This window comes from Caballeronia sp. AZ10_KS36 (genome assembly GCF_023631105.1).
Lineage (GTDB): Bacteria > Pseudomonadota > Gammaproteobacteria > Burkholderiales > Burkholderiaceae > Caballeronia.
Genome location: NZ_JALQDQ010000036.1, coordinates 79,108 through 96,264 on the forward strand (window position 1 = coordinate 79,108; position 17,157 = coordinate 96,264).

The following is a 17,157-nucleotide window of genomic DNA, read 5'->3' on the forward strand; positions in this document are numbered from 1 at the left end:
GCAAGGCCGCTTTCGGGACGCCATACCCTTGACCTGGCGCAAACGCGCCCAAAAGCGCGGCGCATAGAGTGAAAAGCGTCCAAGGGAGAACGAACATGACGCTCAAAGCAAGAGTGGAAGCCGCGCAGTGGGTCGTCACCTGCCAGACTGAGGAGACGCCGCGAGGCTTCATGTGCTCGATCGGCCTCGAACATCCGAACGTGGAGGGCGGGCGTTTCGCTCACCGCTTCAAACACGCATCGACGTACGTCAGCGAGAGCGATGCGATGCTCGCCGGACTGCGAGAAGGGTTGATGTGGATCGGGCTCAAGACGTCGAAGACGATTGCGGTGTAGGTGCGGCGGCGCTTGGCGAAAGCCGTCCTTGCGTGGCACCGGTCACGATCACGCGCACGAAAGCGCCCGATACCGGCATGGCGGCGCTTCCGTCCAAACGAGCGCGGCCGCCTCGGCACTTTCACGATCCGGCACGGCAAGCGCACGACCCGGCCGCGAGGCAAGCACGCAGTGTCGAGCGGGAAACGCACGACCTTCAGTGCGAACGACGCGAGCCTTCCGGCTGATCCGGTTCGATGGCCTTCAGCGCATTGCTCGCGGCATCCCGATCCCCCTTGCGATTGATTCGCGCATTCGCGAGTTCTTCCTTGTAGCGTGCCTTCGCCTCGGCGTGCGCGGCGCGCCGCTCGCGCGCGGCGGCCTGTTTTCTTGCGCGGTATTCGGCATCGGCTTGCGCGGCGGCATTGCGCTTCACGACCAGCGGGTCCGGATTCACAGGCGCGACGATGCGTTGTTCGCTCATGCTGCCGGGCGCTTCGGGCTGCGCTGCGGCCGCAACCGCGCACGCGGCGAATGCGCTCACGACCCAAAGCGTGCCTGTGCGGAAAGTCATCGCCGTCTCCATGGAATAACGCGTCTAACGGGTATGCCGTGACTGTGCCCGCGGTCATCCCAGGCGAGTTGATGCAGGTCAACACGCCGGAGTTGACCCACATCAAGCGGCGTTTTCGCGTTGCCATTACCGTGAACGCACTCTATCGGACGGACGAAGCGGCGAAGCCATGAAGCGAATCGCGCTCGCGGCACTGGCTGGACTCATGGCATGGGTCGTGGCGGGATGCACGATGGCGCCCGTCAACCCGAATCCGCATGCCGACGATCCCTTGGTGCCGGCCGCTGTGGATCTGCCGCGCTACATGGGCCGCTGGTACGTCATCGCTAGCATGCCGATGCTGAACGAGCGGGACTATGTCGGCAGTTACGCGGTCTGGACCCTGCGCGCCGACGGGCACATCGAAGACGTCGTCGTGGGCCGCAAGCATGGCTTCGATCAGCCGGAAATCCGCAGCGCGTTCATGGCCACGCCTGAACGCGGGGCGCGAAATTCGGTCTGGAAGGTTCGCCCGCTGTGGCCTTTCGAAGTGGTGGTGCTGACCGTTTATGTCGACCCCGACTACGAGTACACCGTGCGCGCGACGCCGGACAAGGATTCCGGCTGGATTCTTTCCCGGCATCCGCACGTGAGCGAGGACGTCTACCGTTCCTTGCTGACGAAACTCGACGCAATGGGTTTCGACACGACGCGCTTCAGGCGAGTCCCGCAGTTTCCCGGCCAGATCGGCCAACCGGGCTTCTACGCTCCGCGCTAGCCGGCACGCCGGGCGCTCACGTCGGCGTAGGCCTTTCCCTACATGACTACCCGCACGCCGACAGCACATTCCGCCGCCCCTGATGGGGTTCTCCTGCCGCATCGACGATACTGGAATCGCACCGGGTGCGCACGCAACGCCGGCGCCGTCGGGAAAGGAGAGTCATCATGGCCAGCCAGCGTTTTCTGTCCAGACAGGACATCTTCGACAGGGCAGTGGATCATCTCTTCGCTCAGCGCAGCGCGGCGTTGCTGCCACGCGGCGGCGCGGCCTATCGCGGCGGGTGCGGCGGCTGTCCGATCGGGAGCTTCATTCGTCCGGCGGACTACGCGAGCGTGATGGAGGGCGTGCCCGTGCGCTTTCTCGATCCGCGCGTCGAAGGCCGGCCTCCGTACATGGACCTCGGCGTGCGCGCGCTGCGCCGGGCGTTGCTGCGCGCCCATATCGACGTCGACGATGCGTGTACCGTCGCGCTGCTGAGTTGCCTGCAGAACGTGCACGATGTGTTCGGCGTGTGGGAGTGGGCGGACAGGCTCGCATCCATCGCGCGACAGTTCGGCCTGACGTGCGCGGTGCTCGAACGGGCCGCTTGATGTGAATCAAGGGCGGCGGCCCGCCGCGTGCGACGCTGGGCGTCCGTCCCTACGACACCCCGGCACGCGATGAAGATTCCCGACCTCCCGCATTCGCTCGGCTTGCTCAGACACCCGGCGCAAGGGCCGCACGGAGCATCGGGCGCGGCGGGCAATGCCGCCTCATCGGCGCGGCTGAGGGCGCTATCGCAGCTCGATGCGAACGCAGCGATCGCCGAGCTATCGAGCGCGGCGGCCGGCCTCGAAGCAGACGAAGCCGAAAGAAGACTGCGCAGATACGGGCGCAACGACGTCGCGCACGTCGAGCGGCAAAACCTCGTCGGCGAGTTGCTGAGCCGGTCAGTCAACCCGCTCAACGCGCTGCTTTTGTCGCTGGCTGCGGTGTCGTTCTACCTCGGCGAACAGCGCGCTGCCGCGATGATCGTCACGATGGTCGTGCTGAGCGTCGGGCTCGGCTTCGTGCAGGAGCACCGCTCCGGCAAGGCGGCGGACGCACTGCGGCGCATGGTGCGCACGACTGCCACGGTGCGCCGAGGCGGCGCTCGCGAGCACCTCGAAGTGCCGATGGAAGAAGTCGTGCCGGGCGACATCGTGCTGCTTTCCGCCGGGGACATGGTGCCTGCCGACGTGAGACTCGTTTCCGCGAAGGATCTCTTCCTCAACCAGTCGTCGCTGACCGGCGAAGCCATGCCGGTCGAGAAATTCGCGCATGCCGTCGACGACAGCCCCGACAGCGCCTTCGACCTCCAAAACATCTGTTTCGCGGGCACGTCGGTGTTGAGCGGCGTCGGCTGCGGCGTGGTTGCGTTGACGGGGCCGCGCACGACCTTTGGCCACGTCGCGGGAATGATGGCCGCGCGGCGCGCGCCGACGAGCTTCGACCGGGGCATCACGCGTTTCACATGGATGATGATCGCGCTGATTGCGGTGATGGTTCCGCTCGTGTTCGTCATCAACGGGCTGACGAAAGGCGACTGGTTCGAGGCCCTGCTCTTCGCGGTCGCGGTCGCGGTCGGGCTGACACCCGAGATGCTGCCGATGATCGTGACGGTCAACCTGGCAAAGGGCGCAATCGAGATGGCGAAGAAGCGCGTCATCGTCAAGCGTCTCGATTCCATCCAGAATTTCGGCGCTATGGACGTGCTCTGCACCGACAAGACCGGCACGCTGACGCAGGACCGCATCATTCTGAAGCGTCATCTGGATGTGCGCGGCGACGAGTCCACGCGCGTGCTCGAATATGCGTATCTGAACAGCCTGCATCAGTCGGGCCTGAAGAATCTGCTCGACGTTGCGGTGCTTTCGCACGTGGAGATGGAAGAGCGCATCGGCACTGCAGGCGCGTACCACAAGATCGATGAAGTCCCGTTCGATTTCGAGCGGCGGCGCATGTCGGTGGTGTTGTCGGATGAAACGGGCCAGCGTCTGCTCATCTGCAAAGGCGCGGTGGAGGAGGTGTTCTCCGTCTGCACCCGCTATGCGACCGATGAAGGCGAGGGTCCGCTCGATGCCACGCACTTCGCCGATGCCAAGCGAACGACAGCGCGACTGAATGCCGACGGCTTCCGCGTGGTGGCGGTCGCGTGCAAGACCTTGCCGCAAGAGTCGCGGGCGTACACGGCGGCAGACGAGCGCGACCTGACGCTCGCGGGCTACATCGCGTTTCTCGACCCGCCCAAGGAAACCTGCGCCCCCGCGCTGGCCGCGCTTGCCGCAAGCGGCGTTCGCGTCAAGATCCTCACGGGCGACAACGATATCGTCACGCGCAAGGTCTGCCACGAAGTGGGGCTGTCGGTCGGTCGCATCGTGATCGGCAAGGAGCTGGAGTCGATGGCGCCTGAACGGCTGGAGGACGTGGCCGAAAGCGCGAGTGTCTTCGCGAAGGTATCACCCGCGCAGAAGGCCGCGATCATCGAAGCGCTGCGGCGGCGCGGCCATGTCGTCGGCTTTCTGGGCGACGGCATCAACGACGGTCCCGCTCTGCACGCGGCGGACGTGGGCGTGTCGGTGGACAGCGCCGTCGATATCGCGAAGGAATCCGCCGATATCATCCTGCTCGAGAAGAGCCTCGGCGTGCTCAACGAAGGCGTGCTCGAAGGCAGAAAGGTATTCGGCAACATCACGAAGTACATCAAGATGGGCGCGAGTTCCAACTTCGGCAACATGTTCAGCGTGCTCGGTGCAAGCGTGATTCTGCCGTTTCTGCCCATGGCGCCGATTCAGGTGCTGACCAACAATCTGCTATACGACTTCTCGCAAACGGCCATTCCAACAGACAAAGTCGACGACGAGTTCCTCGCAATGCCGCGGCGCTGGGACATCGGCGCGATATTCAGGTTCGTGCTGCTGATGGGCCCGGTCAGTTCCGTGTTCGACTACGTCACTTACTTCACGATGCTGCGCTTCTTTCACGCAGGGAATAACCCGGCGCTCTTTCAGACGGGCTGGTTCGTGGAGTCGTTGCTGAGTCAGACGCTCATCATTCATATCATACGGACGTCTAAGGTTCCGTTCGTGCAAAGCCGCGCGAGCGTTGCGCTAATCGCAACGAGTCTCGCGATTGCCGCAATCGGCGTGGCCCTGCCTCATACGTCGTTGGGTACGTTGCTCGGCTTCGTGCCGCTGCCGGACGCGTACTGGCCCGCGCTTTTCGCGGTTCTCGCGGCCTATGCGTTGCTGGCCCAGTGCGTGAAAAGCACATTCGTAAGAAGGTTCGGCTTGAGTTGACACGCGGTGCGATTCATCGCCGCCGCTTCAGCCGAGTCCGTTCAGCGGAAGATCGACGCTGATGCGAAAGCCCTCGCCCGGGCTGCTTTGAAACGCGATGACGCCGCCGAGTTGCCGCACGCGCTCGCCCATGCCGAGCAAACCGAAGGCGTTGGCAGCGCGCGGCCCGGCGAGATTCGCCCCGCGGCCGTCGTCCTGAATCGTCAACGTGTAGCGGTCTTTCGCGCACCGTATCGCAATGCGCACCTTGCTCGCGTCGGCATGCCGAACCACGTTGGTCAACGCTTCCTGCACCAGACGAAAGACGGACATGGACGCGTCCGGTCCGAAGCCGACTTCGTCGCCCGAGATGTCGAGCGTGACGGCAAGACCATAGCGGCGGCGGAAGTCGCTGACGAGCCATTCGATGGCAGCGAAGAGACCGAGGTCGTCGAGCACCGGCGGGCGCAGACCGGCTGCGATGCGCCGCACGGAAGCAATGACGGTGTCGATCTGGGCCTGTATGCCCTGCGTGTCGCGAAGCGAATGGCGGGCGAATCCCGCGCCGACGCGCTCGGCATCGAGCGCCGCGATCTGCATTTTGAGCGACGCGAGTTGTTGGCCGAGATCGTCGTGCAGTTCTCGCGCAATGGATGTCCGCTCATCTTCGAGCGCAGCCTGAACGTGCGCGGAGAGATCGCGCGCATGCTGAAGCTCGGCGAGCCGCAAGCGGTCCGTCATGTCGCGCGTGACTTTCGCGAAGCCGATCAACTCGCCTTTCGCGTCGCGCAATGCGGTGACGACGACGTTGGCCCAGAAGCGCGATCCGTCTTTGCGAACGCGCCAGCCTTCGTCTTCGACGCGTCCGGCTCGCGCTGCGGTGTCCAGTTCCTTTTGCGGCTTGCGCGCGGCGATATCCTCGGGCGGGTAGAAGGCGGAAAAGTGACGGCCTATGATTTCGTGCGCCTCATAGCCCTTGATGCGACGTGCGCCGTTGTTCCAGGTGCCCACGTTGCCCTGCGCGTCGAGCAGGAAGATTGCGTAATCTTCGACGGACTCCACCAGAAGGCGAAAGTGCGCGTCCGGCGTGAAAGCAGAAGTGACCGCTCCGTCGCCCGGCGGCGCGCGGTCCGCTGGCGGGGACGAATCGCAAGAGCTGCGCATCTGGGTTCTCCGGTGGCAGGCTGCTTGATTTACCGGTTCCCAGTTTAGACCGAGGCAATTTGTTCGTCACGTCCTCGTGCGGAGGTTCCCTTCACGACGAGACGACATCGGACAGCGCGCGCCGCGGCGTATGCGCACAGCGCGGACCGCGACCGATGCGCAGCAGCAGTTGCGGCAGCGCGCTCATGCCGGCCTCCTTGCGCACGGCGTCGCGCAGAGACTCTGTTTCAATCGGCTGATTCAGATACGACGCCGTCAGCCCGAACGACACCGCGGTGAGCAGCACGCGCTCCAGCGCCTGCCCCGAGGCGAGCCACGCGGATGGGTCGTCCTGCCCGGTGCCGATGCAAAGGAACATCGGCGAATGCGCGGCGAGCTGACGATGCACGGCCGCCGCGCCGCTGCCGAGATCGAACGTTCGGATCGCCGACGCGGTGATCGGCGTCGCGAAGTCCAGCAGCGCGCTGACGCCCGCCGAATAGCGAGGCATGCCGTCGCCGCGCCGGCTCGAATGAATCCAGCTTGCGAGTTCGCGCCGGAAGCGAGGATCGCGAAATTGCAGATGGTCGGCTTGCCCGACCAGTTCCGCGATGCGCTCGCGTGCCGGCGCCGATGCGATGGCGGCCGCATCGACGCCTTCGTCGAGCGCGGCCTGCACGAGCGCGTCTTGCGTGTCCGCCGGAATCGGGCTTGCGTCGAACGCCTCGCGGGTCGTCACGCGCCGCGTCATGGTGTCGAACAGCGCGGCCAGCGCGCCGTCGTGCGCCCCTTCGCGGGATACACGGACGTGCGCGAGCACGTCCGGGTCGAAGTGGTCCGGGCACAGCGTGATCGCGTAGCGCAGCCCGAAATGCTGGATGGCGACGCGCAGATTGAAGAGCGCCGCTCCGCAGCCGATGATGAGCTCGCGGTCGAACGGATCGACCACAGGCAGCGAGCGCGTGCGGTCGGCATAGAGCAGCACATTCGCGCCGTCCACGACAAAACGCCACGGCTGCGCGTTGTGATTCGATGGCGCGAGCACCGCGTAGCGAAGCGCGAAGTGCAGTTTCGCGGCGTCGCCGGCGAGCGGCGAGAGGGACGCCTCATCGATATCCCAGGCGTCGGTCGCAATGGTCGGATGCATGGCTTCGTCCTCAGGCTGATGCGCTTCGATGCGTCATCCTTGCAGACGTCCCGATATGGCGGTTGACATGGATCAACGGCGTCCGGTCCGACCGCATGAACGCGGCCAAGCGAACCGCGCTGTCGATTGATGCAGGTCAATGGCGCCGGACAGGCGCGACGTAGACTGAGGTCATGCTCCTGCATCGACGATGCGGGGTCCTAACGGTGTGCCGTATCGGAAACTGCTCGGGCCGGCTACCTTTCTTTCCTCGTTCTCAAGGAGATAACCGTGAGCAACGTGACGCGTTTCGATCCCTTTTCGATGGAACCCGTATCGGAGATGTTTCAGGGCCTGTTTCGGCCGCTACGCGGCCTTTCGCTCGACGATACGCCGTTGAGCCACGTGAAGCTCGACGTCAGCGAAACCGACGCGGCCTATCAGGTGAAGGCCGAACTGCCCGGCGTCGACAAGAAGGATATCGATGTGAAGATCGACCGGAACACCGTTTCGATCCATGCAAGGAGCGAGCGCAACAAGGAACAGAAGGACGGCGAGCGCGTGATCCGCCGGGAACGCTATTCGGGCGAGATGAGCCGCTCGTTCTCGCTGGGTAGCGAGATCGACGATGCCGCCGCCACCGCGCAATATCAGGACGGCGTGCTGACCCTCACTCTGCCGAAGAAGGCGCCCGCCGATCAGAAGCGCCTGCAGATCAACTGACCGAGAGCGACGAGGTACGCCCCATGAAAGAGGACTGGAAGCTGAAGCAGGACGTGGAAGAAGAGCTGGAATGGACGCCTGAAGTCGTCGCGGCGCGCATCGGCGTGGAGGTATCGGGCGGCATCGTCACGTTGTCCGGGCATCCGCAGAGCTACGCCGAGAAGCTCGCGGCCGAGAAGGCCGTGCGCCGTGTGGCGGGCGTGCGCGCAGTGGTGGTCGAGATGGACGTGCGCCTGCCGCATCACGAGGTGCGCTATGACTCCGACATCGCGAACGCCGCGGACACCGTGCTGCGCTGGACCGTCGGGCTGCCCGAAGGCGCGGTCAACGTGCAGGTCGAGAAGGGCCATGTCACGCTGCGCGGCGATGTCGAGTGGGCGTACCAGAGCCACAAGGCCGTGCGCGCGATCGCGCATCTGCGCGGTGTCACGGGCGTGACCGACCTGATTCGCGTGCGATCCGATTTCGCGGTCGAAGACATCGGCAAGCAGATCGCGCGTGCATTAACGCGCCACGCCGAGCGCGAAGCCAGACACATTGCGATCAAGGTCGAGGACGGTACCGTCACGCTCTCGGGCAAAGTCGGCAGTGCCACGGAGCGAAACGCGGCACGCGGCGCGGCCTGGGCGACGCGCGGTGTCACCGCGGTCATCGACAACCTGGAGTTCGGCTGATCCGCGCTCGTTGCCGATCACAGACCCACACGCGCGAGCGACGCATTCAACCGCTCGCCCCGCCATTCGAAAGTAACGGAGTCCAAGATGCAAGCACGCGACATAATGACCTCTACCGTCATCACGGTGAAACCCGAAACCACGGTGCACGAACTGGCGCAGCTGCTCGTGCAGCATCGAATCAGCGCCGCTCCCGTCGTCGACGACGACCAGCATGTCATCGGCATGGTAAGCGAGGGCGATCTCCTTCATCGCAGCGAGAACGATACGGAAAGAAAGCCGGGACGGCAGTCGTGGTGGCTCAGAATGATCGGCTCGGACGGAGCGGCGGATTACGTAAAGGCGAACGCTCGCACGGTCGGCGAAATCATGAGCCGGGAGCCGATATGCATCCATGAGGAGAACGAACTGTCGGAGATCGCCTCCGTGCTCGAAAGTCATCACATCAAGCGCGTGCCCGTATTGCGCGGCGGCCGGCTCGCGGGCATCGTCAGCCGGTCGAATCTGGTGCAGGCGATCGCTTCGGCCGCCGTCGCGGAGGCCGCGGCGCCCGCGTCGGCGAGCGACAAGGAAATCCGCGCGATGCTGATGGGCGAACTGGCGGGACGCGGCTGGGCGTTTCCCGGCCGCAATATCGTCGTGCGCGACGGCGTGGTGCACCTGTGGGGCACCGTCTGGTCGAGCGATCAGCTCGATGCCATGCGCATCGCAGCCGAACGCACGCCGGGCGTGAAGCAGGTGGAGGACCACACCATCCCTTATCCGATCATGCCGGGCATCTGAGCATGGCGGGGCGCGGCGCTCGATGGAGCCTCACGGCGGCTCCCGGCGCCGCGCGAGCCGCCCGAAGTGGAGCATTGCAATGATTGAAGCATTGACACTCGACGCGCCCGTGCGCTTCGCACCCGACCGGATCGAATTCGTCGGCAGCATCGGTGGAAGACCGCAGCGCTTCGCTGTCGATGCCGATGTCTTCAAAGAGCTATTGCAGGTCACGCATATCGGGCCGGCCAGCATGAAGAGTCTCTTCTGCGCGGACCCGGCGCACTTCCTGTACGTGGCGGCACGCAAGCTCGCTCAACAGGGGCCGAGCAAGAGCCCGATTCACCTCACGCTCGCGGACTTGCTTCATTGAGTCGGATGAGCATCGCGCTCATTGGCTCCTCATTGGCTGCTCATTGGCTCCTCATTGGCTCAGTACCCACTGCACGAGCTTTCCTGCATCGTCGCGCGACAGCGGCCCGCCGCCGCGCTGCATGGCCGAAGGCATCGCGCTCTCGCCCCAGTGAGCCTTACCACCCGCGCGCAGCTTCGCCGCCAGCATGTCGCTCGCGCCCGGTACATCGCGATAACGGTCGGCGATCTGCTGAAACGACGGCGCTCGATACGGCGTATCCACCTTGTGGCAGAACATGCAGCGTTGCTGGTCGATCAGCGCGGTCGGCTCCGGCGTAGTGAACGCGAGGCAGTGCGCGGATGCGCCGAGCGAGACGACTCCGGCAACCAAAGACCTGACGTGCGCTCGGTTCGGCATCGCGATCACCCGTCCTGGCGCGTGTCGCCCACGGCCGGCACCGCGTTCGCAATCAGTCGGTAGAGACTGTCGAGCGTCTCCCCTTCGAAGGTCGCATCGCCGAAAGGATCGAAGCGCTCTTCGAACGCGGCATCGATCCGCGCCCAGTCGCTCTCGGTCAACAGGCGCTCGGCTGCGGGGAGGATCAGGCTTTCCTCGACGCGCCTGTGATTCGACGCGAACGCGACATACTCCTCCATCAGCGTTTGCAGGTTCAGCCGTACGGCGTCCCCTTTCAACTCATAGCGCGTCAATGCATGCTCCAGGTTGCGCAATCGCACTGCGCCTTCGATGTGCTCGCACTCGAGTTCGTCGAGCACATCGTCGAGATCGTCGGTGCGCTTACGCAGCGCCGCGAACAGATAACGGTCCTCCAATGGATGGTGGATCTGCTCCGGATACTCGCGTATGTAGTAGAGCATGGCGCGCAGCACGATAGGATCGGGCGGAGACGCGCCGTCGCGAAACGCCGTGACGAGTTCGAGCATCGCCCTCGTGATGGCGGCGAGACGCGCGTGGTCGAGCCGGATGATACGCAGCGCAGCGCGGTCGCTTGCCGGATTCATACGAACTCCTGAGGAATGCAATCGGGGTCGGTGTCATCGACGCAATAGGCAGCTTCTTTCGATTCTTCCACCTTCACGCAAGCGGTCCTTGATCTGAATCAGCCCACGGCTTTCGCAGAGGCATTCGCGCGCTTGATCGAGGTCAAGGGCGCGCGCACGGCTCGACCTTAAGCTGCGACCGTGCGCGTATTGCGCATGTCAATTCGCGAAGGAGCGTCGATATGAAGCCGTTGAGCCGATCGCAGCGTCGTCTGCTGGAACTACGTCTGAGAGCGCGGGAACAGGAGATCCGGGCTGCCATCCGGCGGCGCGTCGAGGATGGCGCGGCGTCGTACGCTTCGCTGAATGGATCGGCGCACGATCAGGGCGACGAGGCGCTTGCTGATCTCGCCGCGGAAATCGATCGTGCGGTGAATGCTTCGGAAGCGGCGGAACTGGAAGCCATCGCGGTCGCGCACGTGCGCCTCGCGAACGGACGTTACGGCTTCTGCGCGAACTGCGGCGAGCCGATCGGATACGAACGCCTTCTGGCCCAGCCCACGGCAACGCGTTGCATCCGCTGTCAGACGCGGCATGAACACATGTTCGCAGGCCAGGCTCACTCGTCCATATAGCGCGCGAACGCGTGCATGCGGTCATCGCTTCGCTTGATCCCGGTCAAGTGCGCGCGCCGAGGCAGGCGAACAATAGCGGAAAGCCGAGCCGAAAGCCGCACATACGGCCGGCGCGATCGCCGTCATCCGGACGGCTCGATATCCGAAGGAGATCAACATGCGAGCTGCTGACATCATGACGAGGCCCGTCGTCACGGCGGATGCCGACATGACCGTGCGCGACGCTGCCAGGACGATGGTGCTGGCCGGCATCAGCGGCATGCCGGTGGTCGATCGCGAGGGCGTGCTCGTTGGCATGGTGACGGAAGGCGACCTCTTGCATCGCGAAGAGATCGGCACCGGCGTCGCGCGTCGCTCGTGGTGGCTCGACCTGCTCTCATCGACACGCAAGCTCGCCGATGAGTACGTGAAGGCACACGCGCGCAAAGTGAGCGAGGTGATGAGCAAGAACGTGATCACCGTCGACGAGGACTGCCCCGTCGCGCGCATCGCGGAGTTGCTGGAACGCCGGCGCATCAAGCGCGTGCCCGTCATGCGCGACGGGAAGATGGTCGGCCTCGTCAGCCGCGCGAATCTGCTTCGCGCGCTGGTAACGCTCGGGCCGGCCGCATCGGCTGCGCCCGCTGCGGCCCGCAGCGACGACCGCACCATCCACGCGGCGATCATGCAGGCGATGAAAGGCGAACGCTGGGCGCTGCCTGCCGCGAGCGTGATCGTCGACAAGGGGACCGTGCATCTGTGGGGCATCGTGACGAGCGACGAAGAGGCCAAGGCTCTGCGCGTCGCGGCGGAAAACGTGCCCGGCGTGAAAGAGGTCGTGTCGCATCTCGAACTGCCGTCGATGCTGCCGGCGGGGTAATCGCGTTCGGCAGCGGCAGTCGCCCAGGTCTCCCCGCGTCTCATTACTTCATTCGAGGACAACATGAAGGCAGGACAGATTTGCACGCTCGATGTCGTGACCTGCCGTGGCGACGCCACGGCGCTCGATGCCGCCCAATTGATGCGCGGTTGTCACGTCGGCGATGTGGTGGTCGTCGATACACGGAACGGCCAGACCATTCCCCTCGGCATCGTAACCGACCGGGATATCGCCGTGTCGGTCGTCGCGCAGGGCGTCGATGCATCGACGCTTCGTGCCTCCGACATCATGACGGCCCCCGCCGTGACCGCGTTCGACTGGGAAGACGCCTTCTGCCTGCCGCGCCGGATGCGGCGGCTCGGCGTGCGCCGCCTCGTCGTGATCGACGACGCGGGCGGCCTCGTCGGGATCGTGACGGAAGACGATCTGGTGCGCTTCATCGGGGACTATCTGACGGAGCTGTCCCAGGTGAGCACGCGGCAGACCGTCATGGAAGAAAAGCGCCGGGCGTGACGCGCACGCGCCGCCCGCGACAACTCGCTGCGTACTTGTTCACGCTATGCGCCATTTAAGTGGCCGCCGTATTCCCTCGTGCAGCACGCATCCATGTTGCATCGCAACGCTCTCGCCCGATGACGCGCGCTTCCGATTGAAGCATCATACGGCCTGAGACACGCTCGTGCGGATCGGTCTATCCCGGTTCGCACGCGAGACCAGGAGAGCACGATGGACATGCGGCAACGCGAGCACATCGAGGCAGTCGTCGCGGCGACCACGCGAGCCGAAGCGCAAGTCGTGGCGCGCACGCACGAGAGCATCATCCAGTCTTCGTGGCGGCGTTGCGTGCATCAGTACGGGCTCGACCCGTCACGCATGCAGGAGGCGCGCATCGTGCCGCAGACGCGGCTGCGCGAGCATCAGCAACGCATCGACGGCTTCGCGCGCATCGCGCGTCACGGGCTCGAAACGCTCTACGAGCACGTCGCAGGCATGGGCTATGTCGTGCTGCTGACCGATGCGCTCGGCGTGACCGTCGATTACATCGGCGATGCGAACACCGACATCGAACTGCGCCGCGCGGGTCTCTATCTCGGCGCGGAATGGAGCGAAGCCGGCGCGGGCACGTGCGCGGTCGGCACGGCGCTTACGACCGGCCAGGCGCTTACCGTGCATCAGGTCGATCACTTCGACGCCACGCATATCCCGCTGACGTGCACCGCCGCGCCGCTCTACGATTCGCGCGGCGCGCTGGCCGCGATTCTCGACATTTCGGCGCTCACGTCGCCGCAAGCGCGCGACAGCCAGAATCTCGCGCTGCAACTCGTGCGCATCTACGCGGGGCATATCGAGAACGCGAACTTCCTGCGCACGCATCGGCAGGACTGGATCTTGAAGCTGAACGCGTCGCCCGAATTCGTCGATGTCGCGCCGGAGTACCTGATCGCGCTCGATGCGAGCGGGCGTATCGTCGGACACAATCGCCGCGCGCACGCGATGCTCGCGGCGGAGATCGGCCGGCCCATCGCGCCCGGGCATGTGGCTGCATCGCTGATCGGCGTGCCGTTCGACACGCTCTTCGATGCGCGCGTCGAAGAGTTGGGCCGCTTCGTGTATTCGCGCCCGAGCGAGTTGCGCGCGGTGCCGCTCGCGAAATCGGGCGGGCTGCTGTACTTGAGCGTGATGCCGCCCGCGCCGTGCGTCACGCCGGGCCGCAACGCGGTGTCGCCACGCAGCGTCGAGGTGCCCGCGCCGCTTGCCGCGCTCTGCGGCGGCGATGCCGCGCTCGCGCGTCAATTGGAACGCGCCGCGAAGCTCGTCGATTCGCCCATCAACCTGCTCATCAATGGGGAAACCGGCAGCGGCAAGGAGTTTTTCGCGAAGGCGCTGCATCGCGCGAGCGCGCGTCGCGCGGCGCCGTTCGTCGCCGTGAATTGCGCGGCGATTCCGGAGACGCTCATCGAAAGCGAATTGTTCGGGCATCTGCCGAACAGCTTTTCGGGCGCGGGCGCGAAGGGCAAGCGCGGCCTCATTCAGGAAGCCGACGGCGGCACGCTCTTTCTCGACGAGATCGGCGACATGCCGCGCGAGCTGCAATCGCGCCTGCTGCGCGTGCTGGCCGAAGGCGAAGTGCTCGCGATCGGCGCGTCGCGGCCCGTATCGGTCGATGTACGCGTGATTTCCGCGACGCATCATTCACTGGATGCGCTCATGCGCGACGGACGTTTCCGCGAAGACCTGTACTACCGCCTGAACGGCGCGCGCTTCACGCTGCCGCCGTTGCGCGAACGAAGCGATCTCGACTGGCTCATCGACAAGTTCCTCGAAGGCGCGGTCACGCTGTCGAGCGCCGCGCGCGAGCGATTGCATCGGCATGAATGGCCGGGCAATCTGCGCGAACTCAGCAACGTGCTGCGTTATGCGCGCGCGGTGTGTTCGCACGGCGTGATCGAACTCGACGATCTGCCGGAAGGATTCGCAAGCGCCTCCGTGCCGGTCGATCCGCCGCCGCCCGCCATCGAGGACTTCGACCCGCACCGCCTGCCGCCCGAAGGCATGCTGCTGATGCAATACCTGCGCGCGGCAAGCTGGAACCTTAGCGCAGTCGCGCGACAGATCGGCGTGAGCCGCATGACGCTCTATCGGCGCATGGCGCGTTACGGCATCCGCTCGCCGAATCAGCGCGATGCGAATGGTCACTGACCGCTGATACGCCTGTACTCCCGCTGATACACCTGCCGCTGTGACACCTGTCACGGCGGCGCTTGTCACATTGCATCGAAACACGCGTTTTCTACGGGAAATCCCGCGTTTTTTCGATTGGCATAGGCTTTGCCTTTATCCGCCGCACACAAGAACGACGGAGACAAGGCATGTCACAGCCGCTCGTCGGCATCATTGCCAATCCTGTTTCGGCGCGCGATATCCGCCGCGTGATCGCCAATGCCAACAGCCTGCAACTCGCGGACCGCGTGAATATCGTGTTGCGGCTGCTTTCGTCGCTGGCCTCGTGCGGCGTCGAACGCGTATTGATGATGCCGGACCGCGAAGGCCTGAAGGTCATGCTCGAGCGTCATCTCGCGCGCAAGCACGGCCCGGATGCATCGCTCGCGAAAGTCGATTTCCTCGACATGCCCGTGACCGCGCGCGTCGACGACACGTTTCGCGCCGCACGCATGATGCGCGAGGCGAGCGTCGATGCGCTCATCGTGCTCGGCGGCGACGGCACGCATCGGGCAGTGGCGCGCGAGTGCGGGCAAGTGCCGATCGCGGGTCTTTCGACGGGCACGAACAACGCGTATCCGGAAATGCGCGAGCCGACCATCTCGGGACTCGCGACCGGACTTTATGCAAGCGGCCGCGTGCCTGCCGCCGAAGCGCTCGCGTCGAACAAGCGGCTCGACATCGAGATACGCGATGCGAACGGCAACGCGCGCCGCGACATCGCGCTCGTCGATGCTGTCATCTCGCATGAGCAGTTCATCGGCGCGCGCGCGCTCTGGAAGATCGACACGCTCGCCGCCGTCTACGTCTCGTTCGCCGATCCTCAGGCCATCGGCATGTCCGCGATCGCGGGTCTGCTCGAACCGCTCGGGCGTCACGAAGCGGGCGGCGTCGCAATCGAACTCGCCGCGCCGGGGCAGGGCGAATTCGTGCTGCACGCGCCGATCGCGCCCGGGCTCATCGAACCGGTGCCGATCGCGCACTGGACGCGCCTCGCTAATGGCGTGCCGCATCGCGTGAAGCAGCGCTCGGGCATCGTCGCGCTCGATGGCGAACGCGAGCTCGCCTTCGGCCCCGGCGATGAAGTCACGATCACGCTTACGGAAAACGCCTTTCGCAGTATCGACGTGGCCGCGTGCATGCGTTACGCGGCTGCGTCCGGGCTGATGCGTCAGCCCGAGCTTCGCTCACTCAACCGGAGACAACCATGACAGCGTCGCGACAGCATGGCGGCTTGCCGCTCTCGAAGGAAGAACTGTTGAGCGCGTATCGCAAGATGCGCACGATCCGCGATTTCGAGGAACGTCTGCACGTCGATTTCGGACGCGGCGACATTCCCGGCTTCGTGCATCTTTACGCGGGCGAAGAAGCGGCGGGCGTCGGCATCATGATCCATCTGAACGACGGCGACCGCATCGCGAGCACGCATCGCGGACATGGGCACTGCATCGCGAAGGGCGTCGATCCTGTCGCGATGATGAAAGAAATCTACGGCAAGAAAGGCGGCTCGTGCAACGGCAAGGGCGGCTCGATGCATATCGCCGATCTGTCGAAGGGAATGATGGGCGCGAACGGCATTCTCGGCGCGGGCGCGCCTTTGATTTGCGGCGCGGCGCTCGCGGCGAAGTTTCGCGGCAAGGGCGAAGTGGGCATCACGTTCGCGGGCGATGGCGCGTCGAATCAGGGCACCTTTCTCGAAAGCCTGAATCTCGCGGCGGTGTGGAATCTGCCGGTCATCTTCGTGATCGAAAACAACGGCTATGCGGAATCGACGGCGCGCGATTACGGCACCGCTGTCGACAGCTACGTGGATCGCGCGGCGGGCTTCGGCATTCCGGGCGTGACCGTCGACGGCACCGATTTCTTCGCCGTGTACGAGGCGGCGGGAGAGGTCATCAAGCGTGCGCGTGAAGGCGGCGGACCGGCGCTGCTCGAATGCAAGATGATCCGCTTTTACGGCCATTTCGAAGGCGACGCGCAGACGTATCGCGCGCCGGGCGAACTGGACGATATCCGCTCCAACAAGGATTGCCTGAAGAAGTTCGCGGCCGCCGTCACGCAAGCCGACGTGATCTCGCCCGGAGAACTGGACGCGATCGACCGCGAAGTCGCCGCGCTGATCGACCGCGCGGTGCAGGAAGCGAAAGACGCGCCGTTGCCGACAGCCGCCGATCTGCTCACCGATGTCTACGTCAAATATTGAATCGAGGAGAC

Annotated in this window: 19 protein-coding genes; 14 read left to right on the plus strand and 5 right to left on the minus strand. The window is 65.0% G+C overall.

Translation table 11 applies throughout. From position 1 onward, the window contains the following. The first annotated feature begins 95 nt into the window (after nt 1–95). The gene (locus tag NCR35_RS22280; protein WP_250536116.1) at nt 96–335 is read left to right on the plus strand and encodes a hypothetical protein; all 240 of its coding nucleotides are present in this window, start codon (nt 96–98) and stop codon (nt 333–335) included. Nucleotides 336–531: 196 nt separating this feature from the next. On the opposite strand, the gene NCR35_RS22285 is transcribed toward NCR35_RS22280, so the two are convergent. Then, entirely contained in the window at nt 532–888 is a 357-nt protein-coding gene (locus NCR35_RS22285) for a hypothetical protein (RefSeq protein ID WP_250536117.1), read from the minus strand. Between the two features lie 169 nt (nt 889–1,057). Between NCR35_RS22285 and NCR35_RS22290 the strand changes: the two genes are divergently transcribed. The 3 genes from NCR35_RS22290 (at nt 1,058) to mgtA (ending at nt 4,965) form a co-directional block, all read left to right on the plus strand. Continuing rightward, on the plus strand, nt 1,058–1,645 hold the full coding sequence (locus NCR35_RS22290) for a lipocalin family protein (RefSeq protein WP_250536118.1): 588 nt from the start codon (nt 1,058–1,060) through the stop codon (nt 1,643–1,645). Nucleotides 1,646–1,812: 167 nt separating this feature from the next. Beyond that, nucleotides 1,813–2,238: a hypothetical protein gene (locus NCR35_RS22295; RefSeq protein WP_250536119.1), complete on the plus strand. Its 426-nt coding sequence runs from the start codon at nt 1,813–1,815 to the stop codon at nt 2,236–2,238. Nucleotides 2,239–2,307: 69 nt separating this feature from the next. Then, nucleotides 2,308–4,965: a magnesium-translocating P-type ATPase gene (gene mgtA / locus NCR35_RS22300; RefSeq protein ID WP_250536120.1), complete on the plus strand. Its 2,658-nt coding sequence runs from the start codon at nt 2,308–2,310 to the stop codon at nt 4,963–4,965. A 27-nt stretch (nt 4,966–4,992) separates the two neighbouring features. Here mgtA and NCR35_RS22305 read toward each other — a convergent pair whose 3' ends face one another. Both NCR35_RS22305 and NCR35_RS22310 read right to left on the minus strand, forming a co-directional pair. Next, nucleotides 4,993–6,108: a PAS domain-containing sensor histidine kinase gene (locus tag NCR35_RS22305; RefSeq protein WP_250536121.1), complete on the minus strand. Its 1,116-nt coding sequence runs from the start codon at nt 6,106–6,108 to the stop codon at nt 4,993–4,995. A 91-nt stretch (nt 6,109–6,199) separates the two neighbouring features. Then, nucleotides 6,200–7,234, minus strand: a complete 1,035-nt coding sequence (locus tag NCR35_RS22310; protein ID WP_250536122.1) for an Acg family FMN-binding oxidoreductase — start codon at nt 7,232–7,234, stop codon at nt 6,200–6,202. A 270-nt stretch (nt 7,235–7,504) separates the two neighbouring features. Between NCR35_RS22310 and NCR35_RS22315 the strand changes: the two genes are divergently transcribed. The 4 genes from NCR35_RS22315 (at nt 7,505) to NCR35_RS22330 (ending at nt 9,745) form a co-directional block, all read left to right on the plus strand. Continuing rightward, a complete protein-coding gene (locus NCR35_RS22315; RefSeq protein WP_250536123.1) occupies nt 7,505–7,936 on the plus strand; it encodes an Hsp20/alpha crystallin family protein in 432 nt (143 codons plus the stop codon). A 23-nt stretch (nt 7,937–7,959) separates the two neighbouring features. Next, a complete protein-coding gene (locus NCR35_RS22320) occupies nt 7,960–8,610 on the plus strand; it encodes a BON domain-containing protein (protein ID WP_250536124.1) in 651 nt (216 codons plus the stop codon). 87 nt (nt 8,611–8,697) lie between these two features. Beyond that, the gene (locus NCR35_RS22325; RefSeq protein WP_250536125.1) at nt 8,698–9,393 is read left to right on the plus strand and encodes a CBS domain-containing protein; all 696 of its coding nucleotides are present in this window, start codon (nt 8,698–8,700) and stop codon (nt 9,391–9,393) included. A gap of 79 nt (nt 9,394–9,472) precedes the next feature. Continuing rightward, nucleotides 9,473–9,745 carry a hypothetical protein gene (locus NCR35_RS22330; protein ID WP_250536126.1) on the plus strand — a complete coding sequence of 91 codons (273 nt, stop codon included), beginning with the start codon at nt 9,473–9,475 and terminating at the stop codon, nt 9,743–9,745. A gap of 51 nt (nt 9,746–9,796) precedes the next feature. On the opposite strand, the gene NCR35_RS22335 is transcribed toward NCR35_RS22330, so the two are convergent. Then, nucleotides 9,797–10,144 (minus strand): c-type cytochrome, encoded by a 348-nt coding sequence (locus NCR35_RS22335; RefSeq protein WP_250536127.1) that lies wholly within the window; start codon nt 10,142–10,144, stop codon nt 9,797–9,799. A gap of 5 nt (nt 10,145–10,149) precedes the next feature. Beyond that, complete coding sequence (locus tag NCR35_RS22340; RefSeq protein WP_250536128.1) at nt 10,150–10,749, minus strand: hemerythrin domain-containing protein; 600 nt, start codon at nt 10,747–10,749, stop codon at nt 10,150–10,152. 221 nt (nt 10,750–10,970) lie between these two features. Between NCR35_RS22340 and NCR35_RS22345 the strand changes: the two genes are divergently transcribed. From NCR35_RS22345 to NCR35_RS22370, 6 genes are all read left to right on the plus strand, one after another. Next, nucleotides 10,971–11,363, plus strand: coding sequence for a TraR/DksA family transcriptional regulator (locus tag NCR35_RS22345; protein ID WP_250536129.1), 393 nt, complete (start codon nt 10,971–10,973; stop codon nt 11,361–11,363). Nucleotides 11,364–11,520: 157 nt separating this feature from the next. After that, nucleotides 11,521–12,222: a CBS domain-containing protein gene (locus tag NCR35_RS22350; RefSeq protein ID WP_250536130.1), complete on the plus strand. Its 702-nt coding sequence runs from the start codon at nt 11,521–11,523 to the stop codon at nt 12,220–12,222. A 63-nt stretch (nt 12,223–12,285) separates the two neighbouring features. Further along, nucleotides 12,286–12,735 (plus strand): CBS domain-containing protein, encoded by a 450-nt coding sequence (locus NCR35_RS22355; RefSeq protein ID WP_244851490.1) that lies wholly within the window; start codon nt 12,286–12,288, stop codon nt 12,733–12,735. Between the two features lie 213 nt (nt 12,736–12,948). Then, on the plus strand, nt 12,949–14,922 hold the full coding sequence (locus NCR35_RS22360; protein WP_250536131.1) for a sigma-54-dependent Fis family transcriptional regulator: 1,974 nt from the start codon (nt 12,949–12,951) through the stop codon (nt 14,920–14,922). A 170-nt stretch (nt 14,923–15,092) separates the two neighbouring features. After that, entirely contained in the window at nt 15,093–16,154 is a 1,062-nt protein-coding gene (locus NCR35_RS22365) for an ATP-NAD kinase family protein (RefSeq protein ID WP_250536132.1), read from the plus strand. Next, nucleotides 16,151–17,146 (plus strand): thiamine pyrophosphate-dependent dehydrogenase E1 component subunit alpha, encoded by a 996-nt coding sequence (locus tag NCR35_RS22370; protein WP_250536133.1) that lies wholly within the window; start codon nt 16,151–16,153, stop codon nt 17,144–17,146. Before NCR35_RS22365 ends, NCR35_RS22370 begins: the two co-directional genes overlap by 4 nt. Nucleotides 17,147–17,157: the final 11 nt, after the last annotated feature.